We start from the raw sequence: 17,185 nt of genomic DNA on the forward strand, positions 1-17,185 counted from the left end.
GGGGCAGTAGGGAAAGAATGGGAAAAGATACCCCCTTTCTCTACTTTTCACTGGCCTACTTCACGGGGAAGCCTACACGCCCACTACGCGTTAAAGCGGTGTTTAGCGTCGACTCACCTGTGGATCTAGCCAATTTTTGGCAGATCGGACAACGACGGATGGCGCAAAAATGTAGCCCGGTGTTCAAACAAGAAGGCCGGTCAATGGTAACTACCCTTACGCAGGCTTTTGGCGGCTCACCAACACAAGTGCCAGCAGTGTACCGCCAGTTTTCGTCTTTTTCGAGCAATGCCCCGACGGGTGGTAACATTGCCCTACTCAAGCACACGCCAGTGCGCGTGTATTGTGAGCCTGATCTAAACTTTTGGCGTCAGCAGTATTGTCCTACGATAGAATGGGAAGATTTGAACGCGGCAATGCTCAAAACGATGATACTAAATCTACGTCATCAGGGAAATAACCGAGCTGAGTACATAGAAACCAAGGGAAAAGGTTATGTAGGTAAACGCCCTTTTCCTCACTCATGGACCATTGTCGACGCTCCCAATTGTATCCGTTGGCTGCAAGCATGTATACAGAAAGAGTAAAACAAATTGGTTGCTGAGTAAGGGTCGAAAATCCTCGTTTTTTTAGATATGGAGAGGGTTATTGTGAAATGGTCTCTGGCCCTTAAAAGGTGTGATATTGTGTAAAGACAAACGATAAGGTCAAAAGAAGTGCCTCCTACCCTACCCTGTGGCCCCGGCCCCGCCTATGGTAGGTAGTAATTAAATATAGAATGAATTAGGTAGTATGATATCAATAGGTAGTAGAATAAATAATAAAGTTAGACTCAATAAGTAATAAAAAGTATAAAATAATAAATAATAGTTTTACTTTTTTATACTTTATACTGCTTTTTTATACTTATAACGTATATACTTGTTTCTTCATCGTTTCCTTCTCTTTTATGCCTAAAACCATAGACTACCCTCGTACCACATATGCCAGCGCTTGGGAGGTAGCAGAAGTAGTAGATGACACTGGCGGCAAATGCGCTATAGAAACCAGCGCTAAGAAGCTAGACCGCAAGGTTAGTGGCTCTTATAAAGCCATCATTGGATCTGCCGTTAAGTTTGGCCTGCTGACCAGTAAGCGGGAGATTCTTACTACAACCAACTTATATCGGCGCATCAAGCATGCGTATGACAAGCAGGAAGAAAAGATTTACCACCGGGAAGCTTTCCTTCATCCTCCGTTATTCATGCAGATATGCCGCAAGTTTCGGAACCGTGAGCTGCCGGTGCATATGTTTGATGTTATGCTGATCCGGGAGTTTGGCGTTGAAGAAATCAATGCACAAAATGTAGCCAAGGCATTTGTGGAGGGCGCACGCATGGTGGACATCCTAGATGAGCGGAATGTTATTGTCGACGTTGACCAGCTAGCCAATCAACAAACACCACGCAAGCAGCTGGCCAGTACCGAGATGCCCACCAATTTATTTGCTGGCACTAGCACATCCAATACAGGCCCCACTACTTCCCCTAAACCAGAGTCTATTCCTACCACCACTTCTTATACCAATAGCATATCCCCCGCTCCCTCTCTTGTACCACCTCTCCCACCGCTTCGGGGTAGTGATGCTGTATCGGCGTTATTTGGCTTGGATACGGATGATCTAGAGGACGACCTTGATACGGACTCCACAACGCCCGCATCAGAGGTGAGTATACCAGTACCAACCCACAGCCCTACCACCGGACCACCGACCGCAGTAACTCTCCCAACGCCCGCGCCGGCGGCTGCTGCTCCCCAGCCCACGGCCACCAACGGCAGCAGTCTATCCTATTCCATTCACATTAGCGGGCCGGGGATTGAGACGCAGTTGCTGCTTCAAGATGCACAAGACCTTGCTATTGTATCTATCCTTTTGGAGAAGATCCGGAAGCAGCTCTCCCCTTAAGAGCACCCTGACTTCCTACCTTTAATGAGCTACCCGATTCCACGGGAACAGCGTGCCTCTGCGCTGTTCCCGTGAAAATTGGGTGTATTTGCGCCGCAGTACTGTGTAATACCAGGCACCGGCCCCACGGTCCCTACCCAGGTAGAAACTATCAGACGGCATGGCGTCGACGGAATCCTGCCACGCATCCGGTAAATCGTCGTCTTCATAGGGGTGCTCGGAAAGTATCACCACCGGCAGGCGTGTGGGCGTACGCAGGGTATCGTCCGATATATCGGGCATGGGCTCACCATTCATCCACACTTGCTTCACAGGTACTTCGCCCATACTACACCACGGCAGCCTGTGTAAGCTGGGCTGCCGACGCACGTCGGCCAGACGCCGTAAGCCCTGCTCATCGCGCCGCCCCTCCCACAGCGGGTAGGCGGGCAGCAGCAGCGCCAGCAGCGCTGCCATACCCGTCAGCGAAGCCGCCATTAGGGGTACTGGTCGCAGGCGCTGCCAGCCTTCGCGAAAGACGACAAGGGCAAGCCCCCCTAGTACCACTACCACCGCACCAAAGCGTAGCGTAACGGGTCCAAAGCCGGGCAGCTGGGCCAGCACCATGGCCAGGGGCGCCAGCAGGCACACCACGATCAGCAAGAGGGACCACCCCCGCACTAGGCGACGCGCGGCGGCTGGCGCGGCAGCCGCCCGGAACACAGTTTCCAGGTAACGCAGCATACCAGCGATGAGCAGCGCCATGGGCGGCAACAATGGCAGCATGTAGCGCTCTTTCTTTTCGGGCACCAGACTCAACAGTACCAGGCTGGCCACCAGCCACCCCAGCAACAGCAGATACGGCACGTAGGCGCCTGCCCGACGCCGGGCATACGGCACCCACAGGGCAGCCAGTGCTATCAGCGCCCAGATACCCGAAAACACCGGAAAATTGAGGTAGTACCAAAAGGGCTGCACGTGCCGCTCCCCCCAGGAAGTAGTTTCGACCCGCGCCACCGCCAGCACCGCTGCCGGTACGTGGCTATAGACATACAACGGCCACGACAGACCAATGCCCAACCCCAACACCGCCGCCAACAGCGTGCCCCGCCAGTGCGCCCGTACGGTGGCCCGCCACGGGTTCAGCCCGGACACATAGCACCCCACGTACGGCAGCAACATGGCATAAGGGGCCACCGGTCCTTTGCTGAGAATACAGGCGCCGAGGGCAACACCCGCCGCTGTAAACCACCCATACCCCCGCCCGGCACTGTTCCAGCCACGGGTAAGCAACCAGAGTGCCCCTACCATACACCCGTTGGAGAAGATGTCCCACTGCCCCTCCCGCCCGCTGGTGATAATGAGCAGACTACTCGCCAGCACCAACGCACTCAGCCAGGCGGTGCGCCCCGGCTCGTCGGCGTCGGCGGGTAGGCGCCGGGTCAGCTCGCGCGCCAGCCCCCAGAAAAAAAAGACCAGCAGCGTCGCCATCAGCGCCGCCGGCAGGCGCAGCACAAACAAATCGGAGGTGGTGCCGAATAGCTTCATGGCCGTGGCCACGGCCCAGGTAGGCAGCGGAGGCTTGGCCAGACGCAGCTCCAGGTTCATGGTCGGAATCAGCCAGGAACCTCCCTGCGCCATTTCGCGGGCAGCCACAAAGTTGCGCGCCTCCATTAGGCTCACATTGGGCGCGCCCAGGTAGGGAAAAAAGCTGAAGCAGCAAACGAGCAGCACCGTCAGGCAACGAAACCAGCCAGCACGCAGAAAAGAGGAAGACAGCATAAGCAGAGAAAAGTTGCCGGGCGGATGAATACAGTAGCGGCAATGGGTAAGGTACCCTACCGACCTAGTAACGTCAGCAGTTGGGGAACATTATCCACTTCCATGGCATCGGGGTGGCAGGCCAGAATCCGGCGGATGGAAGCCGAGGACCGCCCCCCGAACACCACCACTTCCAGCCCCGCGGCCCGGGCCTCCGCCGAGCGGGCTGGTGTGATAACGTCTTTATGCAGCACCACCGCCTGGGTTTGCTCCTGCCGGGCGGCCTGCAGCCCGGCCGTGAAATCATCATCCTTGGCAATTTCTACGGCCAGCGGCGCACCCGGCACGGCAGCACGCAGTAAGGAGAGGGTTTGCGGATGGTCGGTGAGCAGCAGTAGGCGCTCGGGGGGCACACGGTAGCGACGCAGCACGCGCCCCAGCGCCCGCGCCAGCACCGGCGAGCGGCGGTACTGCTGCCCTTCCGGCGCGCACGCGTCGTACTCGTGCAAGTCCAGGTGCAGCACTGGGTAGCGGCCCGTGCGCCGGGCCCGGCGTTGCAGCTGGCGCAACAGGGTTTCGACGGTGGCGGGCTGCTCCTGCTGAAACCAGTCGTAGGGCCAGCCGCCGCGGTAGTGCAGGGCCGTGATGGCCGCCGCGGGCTGCTCGCTTACGCACCCGTGCCCGTCGGTCATGGTATCAAACCGGGGGTCGTGGTAGAGCATGGGCACGCTGTCCTGACTGAGCTGCACGTCAATTTCCACCCCATCGACGCCCTGGTCCAGGGCGTGCTCGATGCCCCGCAGACTACTCGGGGGTAGCGGGTTGAAGGGGTTGATGGGCGTAAAAAAGCCCGACCCGGCGTGGCCAATCACCAACACCTGCCGCTGCGCTGGTGGTACCTTCTCTCCTACTGCCAGCCACCGCCAGGCCACCACCAGACTGAGGACGACCAGCACCCCCAGGCTCCAGCTTCGTTTCATTATTTTCCTAAACACGTGCTAAAGTTATTTCGCAAAAAACGAAAAACCCGGATTCTTACGCTCCCCGCGGTCCTATTTCATAAATCACGCTACCTTTGCCCCCCTCTCCGCCCGCGCGGGGTATGGTTTGTTTAGCGTTTCCCTCAGCGTATGCCTTCTGTTCTCGTTACCGGGTGCGCCGGCTTTATTGGCTCCCACCTCTGCGAGCGGCTGCTGGCCGATGGCTACCGGGTGCTGGGACTAGATAACTTCGACCCTTTCTATGATCGGTCCCTGAAGCGGGCCAACCTGACCGCGTTGCTCGCTCATCCCCGCTTCAGCTTCCACGAGGTGGAGCTGCGCCGCGGTAGCGAGGCCCTAACCGATGCCTTTCCCGCCGACCCCATCGACGTGGTGGTACACCTGGCTGCCAAAGCCGGCGTGGGACCCTCGGTGCGCGAGCCTATCGCCTACCTCGAAAACAACGTGGTGGCCACCACCCACCTGCTGGAGTGGATGCGCGGCCGGGAAATCAGCAAACTCTTCTTTGCTTCCTCGTCCTCAGTGTACGGCAACACGCCCGAGCGCCCCTTCCGCGAGGACATGAACCTGCTTAGCTCGGTGATTTCTCCCTACGCGGCCTCCAAGCTGGCCGGCGAGCAGCTCACCTACACCTACCACCACCTCTACCAGCTGGACGTGCTCAATGCCCGGTTTTTTACCGTGTATGGCCCCCGCCAGCGGCCCGACCTGGCCATTCATAAGTTTGTGCGCCTGCTGCGCGCCGGCCACGCCATTCCGGTGTTTGGCAATGGTAGCACGGCCCGCGACTATACGTTTGTGCTGGATACCGTCGACGGCATTGCCCGGGGCGTGGACTATCTGCTCGGCCACACCGACGTCTACGAAACCATCAATCTGGGCAACAACCGCCCGGTGCCGCTGCTGGAGCTGATTCAGGCCGTTGGGGATGCCGTGGGTGTAGCGCCCCGCCTGGAGTTTCACCCCATGCAGGCCGGCGATGTGGACGTGACCTACGCCGACATCAGCAAAGCGCAACGGCTCCTGGGCTATCAGCCTCGCACCAGCCTGCCCGACGGCCTGCGGCAGTTTGTGATCTGGCAGCAGGCGCAGACGGAATAAGGGAATAGTTTTATTCCGGCATCAGCCTTTCCAGCTGCAAACGCTACCGCAAGCATTTGTAGGCATCACTGCCCCTACACCTGAGTGGCAATAAATTTATATAACTTAGCCAGTAAGATTAGAGCAATTCGAGAACTAGTAAAAAGATAGAACCGCAATCCACTTTCTAATTATATATATTTTAACATGCTACCCCCTTATGTAGTCAAATCCGTTGGCCTGCTGAGCATCGGGCTGGCCTTGTCGGGATGTTCCTTATTTGAGCAAAGCGGACAAACCACCGTCGAGGGCGTCGTCGTGGACGACGTGACCGGGCAGCCCATCGCCTTGGCTGACGTGGCCGTACTAGCCAATAAGCGCAGCAGCTCCTCCTCCGCCTTCTCGCAAGTGGGCGACTGGCACCCCACCGATGCACAAGGGCGGTTTTCGTTTGCCTTTGAAGCCAACGACGCGACCGACTACGTGCTACGCGCCGATGCGCCCCGCGGGAGCACGCAGTACCTGTCGGCGCCCAAGATCAAAGCTGGCCGCAAGAACAAGGATGTGCGCGTTCCCCTGACATCTATATCCTGGCTCCAGGTGCACTTACGCGACGTACCACCACGCGCCGATGCATTGAACATCCGACTATGGGGCTTCATTGACCCTGTGACAATTCTTCTGCCACAGGATACGATCTTCTACCGGCCCGTGTCAGCGGGGAATAACGTAGTGGTATGGAGCCTGAACGGGAGCACAACCGTCTCGAATGTTGAAACGCGCATCCCCTACATCGTGGCGGGAGCGGACACTGCGCGCATCGAGATTCACTACTAATTCGTTGTCAGAATTCCTGAAAACGAAGCATGGATTGGACGGTCGAACCACACCTACTTCCACTCACTCTTCGACCGGCACCTTCACTTCCACGATTTTCAGGGCTTTGATTTCCCGGCGTAGCAGCACGATGTTGCGGGCGTACACCACCGTGCCCGACACGTTGCCCAGCAGCAGCACCACGTCCCAGCGCAGCACGGCGTACACCAGAATCAGCACGGAGCCCACCAGGCTCACCACCCAAAAGCCCAAGGGTAGTACCGACTCGCCTTTGCGCTCGGAGTAGAGCCACTGATACACAAAGCGCAGCAGGAAAATGGTTTGGCCCACCGCGCCCAGCACCAGCACCCCGCGCGGAATACGGCTGCTGAGCATGGCTTGCAAGCTGAAGTGCGCCTCGCCGACGATAAAGCGCACCAGCGTGGCCAGCGGAAACACGTAGGCTGCCACCCGAAACCAGCTGTTCAGCTTCTGCCACTGTCCCAGCAGTTGCAGGTTGCGGATGTAAATGACGTAGCTAATGAGCTGGGCACCCAGAATCACCGGGTCGTGGCGCAGGATGCCGTAGATAATCATCAGAAACGATGATATCAGGCTGATCTGCCAGAACAGCGCCGGCACCAGCACCCGCCGCGCCCGCTCGCTCTGAATCCACTGTAATACAATACGGCTCGAAAACAGCAGCTGCGATACCAGGCCAATCACCAGGGCCACGTTCTGCACCGTAAACCACCGTTCGAGCGTCGCCAGCAGGGTTGTACTCATACTCACCGTACTGCCGCGTTAGACGGTACCGCGCTGCTGCTCGCCAATCTCGTAGTTTTTCCAGCGCGAGCGAATCCAGCGGAAACCGAATGTATCCACCAGGGGCTTCCAGGCACGATTCCAGAGGTTGTACTTGGCCGTGCCGGCAAAGCGCGGGAAGTGGCGCACGGGAATTTGCTTCACCTTGCCGCCTTGCAGCTGCACCAAGGCCCCCAGGAAACGGTGCATGCCGTGGAACAGGGGTAGGCGCCGGGCGTAGTCAATTTTCATAATCTTGAGCGGGCAACCTGTGTCCTGAATGCCGTCGTTGATGAGGGTGCGGCGCACGGTGTTGGCAATCTTCGACGACAGCTTCTTGGTGAGCGTGTCCTGGCGCTTGGCCCGGATGCCGTTCACCATATCAAACTGCGGGAAGAACTCGAAGAACGTGAGGAAATCCAGCGGCGTGGTTTGAATATCCGAATCGATATAGCCTACCAGCGTGGTGCGGCAGTGGTCGACGCCCGCTTTGATGGCCGTGCTCAGGCCACGGTTCTGGCTGAGGCTGATGAACTCGTAGCGGTTGTCTTTTGCGCAGATGTCGCGCAGCAGGGCCAAAGAACCGTCGCGCGAGCCGTCGTTGATGAACAGCACAGTGGTGCGCACCGGCGTTTGTTCCAGAAACGTATTCATCTCCACCACAAACTGCGGCAGGCTTTCTTCTTCGTCGTAGACGGGCACGAGCACCGTCAGGGTTTGGGTGGCCAGGTAGGCAGCGGTGGGTTCAGCGGGCATTGGCTAAAACAGCATTAGGGATGCAAGGTAGGCAGAAACCCGGCAATCCTGCCACGCGGGGCGTGCTGCGCCCCGCGGCCTGCTCCTACCCCATGGAGCGCACCACTTTTTCGATCAGCTCTTTGGTGCGGCGAATACCGGCTTCCTCACTTAGTTTCTCGCCCTCGTACTCAATGCCCAGATAGCCCTGAAACTTCGCTTTTTTCAGTAGGCCCAGCATCTTGTAATAATCCGTTTCCACGCAGTTGCCGGCCGCGTCGAAGTCCAGCGTTTTGGCGCTGACGCCGGTTTTGATAACGGGCAGCCATTCGGTCACGGCTTTGTACCGGTCGTACTCCTCCACGCACTGGCCCTTGTAGAGCTCACCCGACTCCCGGCGCACGCAAAAGTTGCCGAAGTCCGGGAGGACGCCCACGTTGGGTTTGCCTACCCCCTGAATGGTGCGCAGGAGCCACTGCCCGTTGGAGGTGTAGCTACCGTGGTTTTCCACCACCACGTTCAGACCCAGCGGCTGGGCATAGGCGCTCAGTTGCCCCAATCCCGCCACGGCCGCCCGCTGCACTTGCTCGGCGGTGCCCTTGCCAAAGGCATTCACGCGCACGCTCCGGCACCCCAGGAAGGCGGCCGCCTCCAGCCAGGGACGGTGGTTTTCTACGGCCTGCTGCCGCTCCCGCTCATCGGGTGAGCCCAAGTCGCCTTCCCCATCCACCATAATCAGGTGGTTGGTAATGCCATTGTCGCGGCAGCGTTGCTGCAACGCCCGCAAATAGGTCTGGTCTTTCGCTTTATCCTTGAAAAACTGGTTCACGTACTCCACCGTCGTGATGCCAAATTTCTGCCGGGCCACGCCGGGAAAATCCAGGTTGGTTAGCTCTTGCTTGAACAGCGCCTTGTGCAAGGACCATTGCGCCAGGGAAATTTCCCCGAACGCGGGGGCTGATTTATGGGCGGCCAGCAGCGGCGGTGCAGCCAGCGCGGCGGTAACCAAGGCAGACGTTTTCTGCAAGAATTCGCGGCGGGAAGTGGACATAGACGGCGGGGATAGGTAGGAAAACACTCCTAGATACCACCTTTTTTTGTATATCGAATACGTAGTCGTGCGCTGGCGGAATCCTAAACGTTCTCGGCGCCCGGCGCCTACCCCTCGAATCGTAACAGATATGAAAACGTATAAAGTCCTGGTGATTGGGTGTGGCAACATGGGTGCTTCGCACGCCCGCGCCTACCACCAGCTGCCCGCCTTCGAGCTGGTGGGGCTGGTCAGCCGCGGCCCGGAAAGCCGGGAGAGACTGTCGCAGGAGCTGGGCGGCGTGCCTACCTACGCCAGCGCCGAGCAGGCCCTACGCGCCACCGCCCCCGACGTGGTGTCCATCAACACCTACCCCGATACGCATGTTGCGCTGGTGCGGCAGAGCCTGCTGGCCGGTGCCCACGTGTTTGTGGAGAAGCCCCTGGCCACCACCGTAGCCGAGGCTGAGGAGCTGGTAGCCCTGGCCCGGCAACAGCAACGCAAGCTGGTGGTGGGCTACATTCTGCGCGTGCACCCTACCTGGCAACGGTTTGTGCACCTGGCCCAGGGCCTGGGCAAACCGCTGGTGATGCGCATGAACCTCAACCAACAGAGCACCGGCCAGCATTGGCACACCCACCAGCAGCTGTTGCGCTCGGCCTCCCCGCTCGTCGATTGCGGGGTGCACTACGTGGATGTAATGTGCGCCATGACGGGGGCTACGCCCGTCAGCATCAGCGCCATTGGGGTCAATCTGTCGGCGGAAGTCGACCCCGCGATGTACACCTACGGACAGTTGCAGGTGCGCTTTCAGGATGGCTCCGTGGGCTGGTACGAGGCGGGATGGGGACCCATGATGAGCGAAACGGCCGTGTTCATCAAAGATGTTATCGGTCCCAAGGGCGCTGTTTCTATTATAGACGACGTGCAAAACGGCTCGCAGGATATTGAGGGCCACACGCACACCGGCGGCTTGCGTATTCACCACGCGGCCCTGGATGCCAACGGTCAGTTCGTGCACCCGGATGAAGTGCTGCCTACCCCCACCGAACCCGACCACGATGCGCTGTGCCTGCTCGAACAGCAGTTTCTACTAGAGGCCATTACCACGGATCTTGATCTAACCGAACACCTAGCAGGCGCCGTCACCAGCCTACGCATCGTGCTGGCTGCCGACGAGGCCGTGCGCACGGGCCACACGATTTTTCTGTAACGTGCCCCTGTTGCATGAATCGTCACGCTTTTCTGCGCCTGCTCGGCGCCGCGGCCACTACCCCGCTTCGCCAGACAACAGCCGCTTCCTACCCCTCCTCTCGTCTGATGCAACCCGAACAGCTCTTTTTCCAAGACGACGGCAAAATTCCTAACAGCCGTTTTCCTGTCCTCGTCTACCGCAACGCTTTCCCTGCCCGCGGCGCTGCGGGTGCCGCCTGGCTGGAACAACGATTCGCTGAGCAGAACTGGACCAACTCCTGGCGCAACGGCGTGTATGCCTACCATCACTACCACAGCACCTCACACGAGGTGCTGGGCGTGTATGCCGGCAGCGCTCGACTGCAACTCGGCGGGGAGCAGGGACGCCCCGTAGAAGTGCAGGCCGGCGATATTCTGGTACTACCCGCCGGCGTGGGGCACAAAAACCTGGGCAGCAAACAACTAGGCATTGTAGGTGCCTACCCCGACGGCCGCCATTGGGACGTGAACCGCGGCCTACCCGGCGAGCGGCCCCAAACCGATCAGAACATCGCCGCTTTACCTATTCCTCTTACTGATCCGCTATTAGGCTCCGCTCAAGGGCTGCCTACCCTGTGGAAGGGCAAGTAAACCGCTCTGCCCACAAAACGTCGGCAACGATGAGACACAAGATGTTGTGTCACTACTTTCGAATCTGCTGGAGGTAGGGAGCTAAGCCGACTCCTGCTCCGGCGCTACCTCCAGACTCAGCACCCGCCCGCCAATCTGCTGAAGGCGGGCCAGATACGTAGTGGGCTCCAGGAGCTGGTAGGGGAAGTAAAGGCCCGCCGGAACTGCGGGCTGGCCATCCAGGCCAAGCACCCGCTCCAGTAGTAAGACAACGCCGAGACCCGTCAGCGGCATTTGCCCCTGCGGGTGTACCACCGCGTGCCGGGTGCGTAGCGGTTGCCCTGCGTGGTCTTCCCCGGCAAGGTCGATGAGAATTTCCGTGGACATCGGCTCGCCCTGGCGGCGGGTAGAGCTGACGCCAAACCCCAGCCTAAACTGCACATTTGGCGCGCCCGTCGCCGTGGCCAGGCCAAGCACGTCGTAAAAGGAGAACGTAGTGGCTTTTTGCTCGGTGCCATCCACGGCGCGGATGGTGGCGTTGGCTTCATCGGCCGCTTGCCAGACAAAGGCCCCATCGCGCCGAACAAGCGCCGCGGGCATGATGGTGGTTTGGCGCTCAAAGTCAGCGTAGCCGGCTGGCCCCGTCACGTCTTGTTCATCCAGCAGCGCCCCGATTGTGATATCGTGGACCTGGGCAAAGGCCTGGGCGAATGTCAGCGTGGGAACAGTGGTAGCGCCGACCAGCCATTCCGTACCCAGGACAACGGGGGCCGCCTGCGGCTGGTGCATGTAGGCCGCTACCTCGGGCCCCATCTCAAAGATGCCCGCTGAAATGCTCAGGTGTGGGATGCCCCGGGCTTGGGCAAACCGAACCGTGGCAAGTCGGGGGTCTGTAAACAAAACCACCACGGCACGCACAAGGCGTTGCCCCAAGCCCAGGTCTTGGGCTGCCAGATCAAGCGCAATGCCTTCGGCGCTGGGTATCTCGGCCGCCGCTTCCTGTGCTTTAGCGAGGTCTCGGCCGCCCAGCAGCAGGGGCACCTCAGGATGCGCGTCGTGCAGGAGGCGAGCCACCCAGCGGCCAACCGTGCCCGAGCCGCCAACTAAAAGAATAGGAAGGTGTGTCATGTGGATGCGATGTGAGAATGAGTATGTTTGACAAACATAAGCTACTATTCGTAACTTACCAAAAGTAGGTTACGAATAGTAGCTTATTATTCTTGTATCGAACCTGACTTCTCTGACGATGACGCACCCTTTGGACGCACAAGCACCGAAACGCACGGTTGGTAGACTCTCAAAGGCCGAACGCCGGCAACAACTCCTTGATACGGCCCTCGTTATCATTCGCGAAGAAGGTGCCGACCGACTCACACTGGGCCACTTAGCCACACGCGCTGGCGTATCGAAGCCCATCACGTACGAACACTTTGCCACTCGTGTAGGCCTCTTGACTGCGCTTTATAAAGTACTGGATGCGCAGCAGCTACAGATACTGCAAAAAGCGTTGCGAAGCGTGCAGCAGCATGCAAAGGACACCGCGGACGTACTCGCCATAGCCTATATCCATTGTTCTGTGGACACGGGCGGAGAATCGCACGCCGTTAGGGCAGCCTTGTCAGGCAGCGAAGAAATGGGCGTGGTGCAGCAGGAGTTGCTGGCTGGCTACGTGCAGTTGTTTTGTGCTACCCTGGCCCCCCACAGTTCACTTTCCCCAGCCGCGCTCCATCGGTGCTGCGTTGGGCTGGTTGGCGCCGGGGAGGCCCTCTCCGTGCTGCTATTAAGCGGGCAGTGCAGCGAGCAAGAGGCGGCCACCGCGTTTTCCTCCTTAATTCAGGGCGGACTTCTCCAGTCGTCATCTCAGCAACCCTGAACGCAGCTATATCTTTTCAGATGCAGATAAAAGGTTAGTCCGAATGCGACTTTCGGACTAACCTTTTAGCCTGGGCTCATCCCCTCCCCACACTTAGTTCATCCCGATCTGATTCAGGGATACGGAGTTCCAGCTGGCATAAGTCTGCCACTGCCGACGCCAGTAGCCATAGGTGCCTAATACGCAGATTACTTTGTCGCCTTTTAAATAAATGCGCGTTTTGGCTTGCTCATTTTTCCAGGCAATTGGGCCGGCCTCATCTGGCTCCATGTCCTCTACATTCTGCCACAGAAAAGACCGGGGAGTTTCGTGCTGCTGCCCCAGCATATCTTGCCAAAACCGTGTTGCGTGTGCAATAGGAGAAGGAATCATACAGCGTGTATAAGCGAAATGAAGAGAAAGAAACGGGTCGCTACGGTTCAGGAAAGGCAATATAATTACAAATGCTTTTGCCTACAATTACCTTGTATAATTTCCCGAAAACCAAGCAATTCATTACACACTTTACACATTTATTGCCAAACATCATGCAATACTTATAAAAATAAACAGCATCTATTATTTTATTAGCAAAATAATAGATGCTGTTTTAACTATATACCTTCTTGGGAAAAGGCTACCCTTACTTATTCTCGTCGCACACCCGCCGAAATGGTGCTGTGCCGCTCCCGCAACACGGCTATAATATCTTCTAAGCTTAAGCCCGACCCGGCCAGCAGCACCAGCAGGTGGTAGAGCAAATCGGCTGCTTCGCCCTTGAGGCCTTCCGTGTTACCGCCTACCGCATCAATTACCGTTTCGACGGCCTCCTCGCCTACTTTCTGGGCGATTTTGGGCATGCCTTTGCGGAACAGCGAGGCGGTGTACGACTTGGGGTCCTCGTCGGGGAAGTCGCGGCGGCGCTGCACCAGGCGCTCCAGCTCGGCCAGGAAGCCCACCGGGGCAGTGGGCAGGGCCGTTTGCTGGGGCTGCTCGAAGCAGCTGACAGTGCCGCGGTGGCAGGTAGGGCCGTCGGGGCGGGCGCGGATGAGCAGGGCGTCGCCGTCGCAGTCTTCGTGCAGGCTCACCACGGTGAGGTAGTTGCCGCTGGTTTCGCCCTTGGTCCAGAGACGGTTTTTGGAGCGGGAAAAGAATGTTACGCGTCCCTCCTGCCGGGTTTTCTGCCAGGCTTCCTCGTTCACGTAGCCCAGCATCAGCACCTGGCCCGTATCGGCATCTTGCACTACGGCGGGCAGCAAGCCGCCCATTTTGTCGAAATCTAACGTCATGTTGTTTTTAGAGTGTGTTCTGGTTGCTACGCCTCCTGCGGTCAAGCTGCCAGCTAGTGCCCCGCTTGCTTCTGCAGGTAGTGGAGCTTTGGTTTGGATAGCTTCAAATACCGCGTGGCGGGTACTACCTCATACGCCGGATTAGCGGCCAACAGCTCCTGTAGCACGCCTACGTGCGCCACGCCAAACAAAACCAGTACCCGCGGGGCTTGGCTTTGCTGCTGCGCCCGCAGGATATTGGAGTAGATTTTCAGATTGCGGTTGTAAAACAGGGTGATGAAGTGCGCCCCGATGTACTGGGTATCTACTGTGCCCAAGTCCACCGTGTTCGTACCCTCCGCCGCAAAGGTGCCATTCATCACCTGGGCGGGCGTGTTGAACTGCATGCGGTGCACCAGGGCAATCATTTCCGGTTGGTTCACCAGCGCCAGGTAATTATAGAGCGAAAGGCTGTCGTGCTGCACGAGCCGCTTGAGGGGGCGGGCCGTCATCTGCAGCTGCTTCAGCTCCCGCGTGTAGGCGTCGATGTTCGTGCCGGTACTCAGCAACGACTGCGACGTGGCGGCGTAGTAGTCTACCCCCTTCGGACTCGGTAGCTGTAGCTGCTTAGCCAACGCGAAGCCCACCTGATACCGCTCGCTGCGCCCAGTGGGTAGGCTTTCCAGCGGCAACCGCCCTTGTTGGTACAGCGCGTACAGGCTGTCGAGTTGCGGCTGCTCCCGGGGTTCGGCTTCCACCAGGATAATGGTGGGCCGAAACCGGGCGAGCTGCGCCCGTACCTGCGCCAGCTCTGCCTGTTTCTTAGGGCTAAAGACGTCAGACTCTGGCTGCTTGTTATACAGCTGGGCCAGATGGTCAGAACCGACCATCATCACCTGCACCTTGGCGGGCTGGGCACCTTGTGCCTGGCTGGCTAATGGGCTCATCAGCCCGAATAACACCCAGCAGAAAAAACAGAAAAAGCGAGAGGTCGTTGCAGAAAATCGCATAGCCGCGGCAAGGTACAACCTACCTACAATCTTACGGGAATGCCTTCGGCCCGCAATGTCTGCTTCAACTCCTGAATACTGATTTCGCCGAAGTGAAAAATGCTGGCGGCCAGCCCGGCGTCGGCCTGCGCTTGCTGGAATACGTCGGTGAAGTGCTGGATACTGCCCGCCCCGCCCGAAGCCACTACTGGTACGGATACAGCGCGGCTCACGTCGCCAGTGAGGTCCAGCGCAAAGCCGTCTTTGGTGCCGTCGTTGCTCATGCTGGTGAGTAGGATTTCGCCGCAGCCGCGGTCGGCTACTTCGCGGCACCACTGCACGGCGTCGCGGCCGGTGTTGTGGGTGCCGGCGCGGGTATACACCTGCCAGCCATTCTCGGGGGTGTAGCGTGCATCCACGGCCACCACAATGCACTGGGAGCCGAAACGGCGAGCTAGCTCGTCAATCAGCTCCGGTCGGTGCAGGGCGGCCGAGTTGATGCTGGCCTTGTCGGTGCCGTTGAGCAGGAGCATTTCCACGTCGGCCACCGAGCCAATGCCCCCGCCCACCGTAAAGGGAATATCCAGGGTAGCGGCCACATCGCGCACCAGCTGCACCAGCGTCTGGCGCTTCTGGTTGGTAGCCGTGATGTCGAGAAACACCAGCTCGTCGGCGCCCTGCCGGGCGTACTGGGCGGCCAGTGCCACCGGGTCGCCGGCGTCGCGCAGGCCCTCAAAGCGCACACCTTTCACGGTGCGACCGTCCTTCACGTCGAGGCAGGGAATGATGCGTTTGGTTAGCATTTGTATGGTTGGTTGTATTGATTCTACTTGGTCTTAGCGACGTAATTCTGCCAGCAGCCAGGCGCGGGTGCCTGCACCAGCTACCTGTTCCACTACCGCCAACAACGCCTCTGTGGTGCCTACCTGTTTCCCAGCCACTGCCGCCAGCAGGTTCATGAATGGTTCGGTGCCCAAACGGGCATGCAGCGCGGCCAGCACCACCGTGCCCTTGTTGTAAATAACCCGCCGGTACATGGCCGGTTCATACTGATACCGGTTGAATCCCAGAATGGCGGGCGCCCCCGCGGCCGACTGCGCCAGCGCCGCAAGTCGCGTCCGGTACGTGGCCGTATCGCCGCTAGCCTGCACATACAGCAGGCTGGAGTAGGTAGCGAAGGCCTCGTTCAGCCAATCGTTTTCGTTGTGCACCGCCCCCCTACTCCACCATCTATGGCTGATTTCGTGGGCCAGGATGAGCAGGTCTTCCGGCTTACGCACATCAAAATCCGTGTACGTAATGACGGTGGCATTGTCCAACAACCCAAAGGCATCGGCGTTGGTACCGGGCAAGAAGATGGTGAAGTGCGTGATGGGATCCTGCCTACCCAGCGTTTGGTTGTAGAACGCCCGAATAGCCTCAGCCCGTTGCAGCAGCAGCGAATCGGGTTGTGCCAGCGCCCCGCCGGCTTTCACTACCTGTATCGCAGGTGACGCCAACTGCTCGAAGTGCGGGGCTACCAGCGCCGTTATTTCAATGGCACTGGTCGCGCCGCGAAAACGCCACTGCCCGCGCTGCTGCCGTAGTGCTGGGGTAGTGCTGCGCACTGCATACGAGGCAGGTGCTTGCACCCGCAAGGTATAGGCTACCTCATCGTATTCGTGGTACGGCCACATCGGCAGCCAGCCCGAATGCGCGCTAAAGACGTTTACCTGCTCCGTGTACGTCGGCTTTGCCAATGTGCCGGAGTAGGTCAGCGTAATCCGCCGGGCTTTGCCGATCCGCGCCTTGGGGTAGTGCACTTCTACCCGTTGCAACGTATCGGCAAAGTAGGGGTAGTAACGCGGCAGCACGCGCTGCTGGTCGGCGCCGGGCGCTTGTACTCGCAGGAGCTGATGCTGTCGGTCCAGATTAAACCCGATGCTCGTCGTTGTATCCGCCGGCGGTATCTGCCAGCTATACCGACACGTAAAGGCATGCGTTTTGGGCTCCACCTGAAGCTGTATCTGCACGACCGGCGTAGCTTGCCCCATACAGAGTCGGGCGCTTGTCAGCGTCAGCAATACCCCAACCGATACCAACGAAGCGTTCATGTGACGAAGTCTAGCGCACAAAGCTTGGG

General features: G+C 58.8%; 18 protein-coding genes. 7 read left to right on the forward strand and 11 right to left on the reverse strand.

The window, feature by feature from the left end; translation table 11 throughout:
* Together H8B15_RS20895 and H8B15_RS18210 are read left to right on the forward strand one after the other, a co-directional pair.
* Positions 1–587: hypothetical protein (locus H8B15_RS20895; protein ID WP_216859202.1), on the forward strand; the 587-nt coding region annotated here is incomplete at its 5' end.
* A 362-nt stretch (positions 588–949) separates the two neighbouring features.
* Positions 950–1,945: a hypothetical protein gene (locus H8B15_RS18210; RefSeq protein ID WP_187321084.1), complete on the forward strand. Its 996-nt coding sequence runs from the start codon at positions 950–952 to the stop codon at positions 1,943–1,945.
* Positions 1,946–1,966: 21 nt separating this feature from the next.
* Here the strand turns inward: H8B15_RS18210 and H8B15_RS18215 are convergent, their stop codons facing one another.
* Together H8B15_RS18215 and H8B15_RS18220 are read right to left on the reverse strand one after the other, a co-directional pair.
* Entirely contained in the window at positions 1,967–3,706 is a 1,740-nt protein-coding gene (locus tag H8B15_RS18215) for an ArnT family glycosyltransferase (protein WP_187321085.1), read from the reverse strand.
* Positions 3,707–3,762: 56 nt separating this feature from the next.
* Positions 3,763–4,665, reverse strand: coding sequence for a glycerophosphodiester phosphodiesterase (locus tag H8B15_RS18220; RefSeq protein WP_187321086.1), 903 nt, complete (start codon positions 4,663–4,665; stop codon positions 3,763–3,765).
* Between the two features lie 150 nt (positions 4,666–4,815).
* Between H8B15_RS18220 and H8B15_RS18225 the strand changes: the two genes are divergently transcribed.
* Together H8B15_RS18225 and H8B15_RS18230 are read left to right on the forward strand one after the other, a co-directional pair.
* A complete protein-coding gene (locus H8B15_RS18225) occupies positions 4,816–5,787 on the forward strand; it encodes a GDP-mannose 4,6-dehydratase (protein WP_187321087.1) in 972 nt (323 codons plus the stop codon).
* 186 nt (positions 5,788–5,973) lie between these two features.
* Positions 5,974–6,603: a peptidase associated/transthyretin-like domain-containing protein gene (locus H8B15_RS18230; protein WP_187321088.1), complete on the forward strand. Its 630-nt coding sequence runs from the start codon at positions 5,974–5,976 to the stop codon at positions 6,601–6,603.
* Between the two features lie 63 nt (positions 6,604–6,666).
* Here the strand turns inward: H8B15_RS18230 and H8B15_RS18235 are convergent, their stop codons facing one another.
* From H8B15_RS18235 to H8B15_RS18245, 3 genes are all read right to left on the reverse strand, one after another.
* On the reverse strand, positions 6,667–7,368 hold the full coding sequence (locus H8B15_RS18235) for a lipid-A-disaccharide synthase N-terminal domain-containing protein (protein ID WP_187321089.1): 702 nt from the start codon (positions 7,366–7,368) through the stop codon (positions 6,667–6,669).
* Between the two features lie 18 nt (positions 7,369–7,386).
* Positions 7,387–8,142 carry a glycosyltransferase gene (locus H8B15_RS18240; RefSeq protein WP_187321090.1) on the reverse strand — a complete coding sequence of 252 codons (756 nt, stop codon included), beginning with the start codon at positions 8,140–8,142 and terminating at the stop codon, positions 7,387–7,389.
* 85 nt (positions 8,143–8,227) lie between these two features.
* Positions 8,228–9,172, reverse strand: a complete 945-nt coding sequence (locus tag H8B15_RS18245; protein ID WP_187321091.1) for a sugar phosphate isomerase/epimerase family protein — start codon at positions 9,170–9,172, stop codon at positions 8,228–8,230.
* A gap of 130 nt (positions 9,173–9,302) precedes the next feature.
* Here H8B15_RS18245 and H8B15_RS18250 point away from each other — a divergent pair, with 130 nt between their 5' ends.
* Together H8B15_RS18250 and H8B15_RS18255 are read left to right on the forward strand one after the other, a co-directional pair.
* Positions 9,303–10,364 (forward strand): Gfo/Idh/MocA family protein, encoded by a 1,062-nt coding sequence (locus H8B15_RS18250; protein ID WP_187321092.1) that lies wholly within the window; start codon positions 9,303–9,305, stop codon positions 10,362–10,364.
* A gap of 14 nt (positions 10,365–10,378) precedes the next feature.
* Complete coding sequence (locus H8B15_RS18255; protein WP_187321093.1) at positions 10,379–10,975, forward strand: cupin domain-containing protein; 597 nt, start codon at positions 10,379–10,381, stop codon at positions 10,973–10,975.
* Positions 10,976–11,056: 81 nt separating this feature from the next.
* Here H8B15_RS18255 and H8B15_RS18260 read toward each other — a convergent pair whose 3' ends face one another.
* Positions 11,057–12,082 (reverse strand): SDR family oxidoreductase, encoded by a 1,026-nt coding sequence (locus tag H8B15_RS18260; RefSeq protein WP_187321094.1) that lies wholly within the window; start codon positions 12,080–12,082, stop codon positions 11,057–11,059.
* A gap of 118 nt (positions 12,083–12,200) precedes the next feature.
* Here H8B15_RS18260 and H8B15_RS18265 point away from each other — a divergent pair, with 118 nt between their 5' ends.
* On the forward strand, positions 12,201–12,827 hold the full coding sequence (locus tag H8B15_RS18265) for a TetR/AcrR family transcriptional regulator (protein ID WP_187321095.1): 627 nt from the start codon (positions 12,201–12,203) through the stop codon (positions 12,825–12,827).
* A 93-nt stretch (positions 12,828–12,920) separates the two neighbouring features.
* Here the strand turns inward: H8B15_RS18265 and H8B15_RS18270 are convergent, their stop codons facing one another.
* The 5 genes from H8B15_RS18270 to H8B15_RS18290 form a co-directional block, all read right to left on the reverse strand.
* Positions 12,921–13,199, reverse strand: a complete 279-nt coding sequence (locus tag H8B15_RS18270; RefSeq protein WP_187321096.1) for a hypothetical protein — start codon at positions 13,197–13,199, stop codon at positions 12,921–12,923.
* 254 nt (positions 13,200–13,453) lie between these two features.
* A complete protein-coding gene (gene hisIE, locus H8B15_RS18275; protein ID WP_187321097.1) occupies positions 13,454–14,095 on the reverse strand; it encodes a bifunctional phosphoribosyl-AMP cyclohydrolase/phosphoribosyl-ATP diphosphatase HisIE in 642 nt (213 codons plus the stop codon).
* Positions 14,096–14,148: 53 nt separating this feature from the next.
* Positions 14,149–15,021 (reverse strand): DUF5694 domain-containing protein, encoded by an 873-nt coding sequence (locus H8B15_RS18280; RefSeq protein WP_246455690.1) that lies wholly within the window; start codon positions 15,019–15,021, stop codon positions 14,149–14,151.
* Positions 15,022–15,107: 86 nt separating this feature from the next.
* Entirely contained in the window at positions 15,108–15,866 is a 759-nt protein-coding gene (gene hisF, locus H8B15_RS18285; protein WP_187321098.1) for an imidazole glycerol phosphate synthase subunit HisF, read from the reverse strand.
* A 33-nt stretch (positions 15,867–15,899) separates the two neighbouring features.
* Entirely contained in the window at positions 15,900–17,156 is a 1,257-nt protein-coding gene (locus H8B15_RS18290; protein ID WP_187321099.1) for a M1 family aminopeptidase, read from the reverse strand.
* Between the last annotated feature and the right edge of the window lie 29 nt (positions 17,157–17,185).

This window comes from Hymenobacter citatus, from assembly GCF_014333615.1.
Lineage (GTDB): Bacteria > Bacteroidota > Bacteroidia > Cytophagales > Hymenobacteraceae > Hymenobacter > Hymenobacter citatus.

Bases quoted from the DNA above. Each gene is read 5' to 3' on its own strand.
- H8B15_RS18210 (WP_187321084.1), top strand. From the start codon at position 950: ATGCCTAAAACCATAGACTACCCTCGTACCACATATGCCAGCGCTTGG.
- H8B15_RS18215 (WP_187321085.1), bottom strand. From the start codon at position 3,706: ATGCTGTCTTCCTCTTTTCTGCGTGCTGGCTGGTTTCGTTGCCTGACG.
- H8B15_RS18220 (WP_187321086.1), bottom strand. From the start codon at position 4,665: ATGAAACGAAGCTGGAGCCTGGGGGTGCTGGTCGTCCTCAGTCTGGTG.
- H8B15_RS18225 (WP_187321087.1), top strand. From the start codon at position 4,816: ATGCCTTCTGTTCTCGTTACCGGGTGCGCCGGCTTTATTGGCTCCCAC.
- H8B15_RS18230 (WP_187321088.1), top strand. From the start codon at position 5,974: ATGCTACCCCCTTATGTAGTCAAATCCGTTGGCCTGCTGAGCATCGGG.
- H8B15_RS18235 (WP_187321089.1), bottom strand. From the start codon at position 7,368: ATGAGTACAACCCTGCTGGCGACGCTCGAACGGTGGTTTACGGTGCAG.
- H8B15_RS18240 (WP_187321090.1), bottom strand. From the start codon at position 8,142: ATGCCCGCTGAACCCACCGCTGCCTACCTGGCCACCCAAACCCTGACG.
- H8B15_RS18245 (WP_187321091.1), bottom strand. From the start codon at position 9,172: ATGTCCACTTCCCGCCGCGAATTCTTGCAGAAAACGTCTGCCTTGGTT.
- H8B15_RS18250 (WP_187321092.1), top strand. From the start codon at position 9,303: ATGAAAACGTATAAAGTCCTGGTGATTGGGTGTGGCAACATGGGTGCT.
- H8B15_RS18255 (WP_187321093.1), top strand. From the start codon at position 10,379: ATGAATCGTCACGCTTTTCTGCGCCTGCTCGGCGCCGCGGCCACTACC.
- H8B15_RS18260 (WP_187321094.1), bottom strand. From the start codon at position 12,082: ATGACACACCTTCCTATTCTTTTAGTTGGCGGCTCGGGCACGGTTGGC.
- H8B15_RS18265 (WP_187321095.1), top strand. From the start codon at position 12,201: ATGACGCACCCTTTGGACGCACAAGCACCGAAACGCACGGTTGGTAGA.
- H8B15_RS18270 (WP_187321096.1), bottom strand. From the start codon at position 13,199: ATGATTCCTTCTCCTATTGCACACGCAACACGGTTTTGGCAAGATATG.
- hisIE (WP_187321097.1), bottom strand. From the start codon at position 14,095: ATGACGTTAGATTTCGACAAAATGGGCGGCTTGCTGCCCGCCGTAGTG.
- H8B15_RS18280 (WP_246455690.1), bottom strand. From the start codon at position 15,021: ATGAGCCCATTAGCCAGCCAGGCACAAGGTGCCCAGCCCGCCAAGGTG.
- hisF (WP_187321098.1), bottom strand. From the start codon at position 15,866: ATGCTAACCAAACGCATCATTCCCTGCCTCGACGTGAAGGACGGTCGC.
- H8B15_RS18290 (WP_187321099.1), bottom strand. From the start codon at position 17,156: ATGAACGCTTCGTTGGTATCGGTTGGGGTATTGCTGACGCTGACAAGC.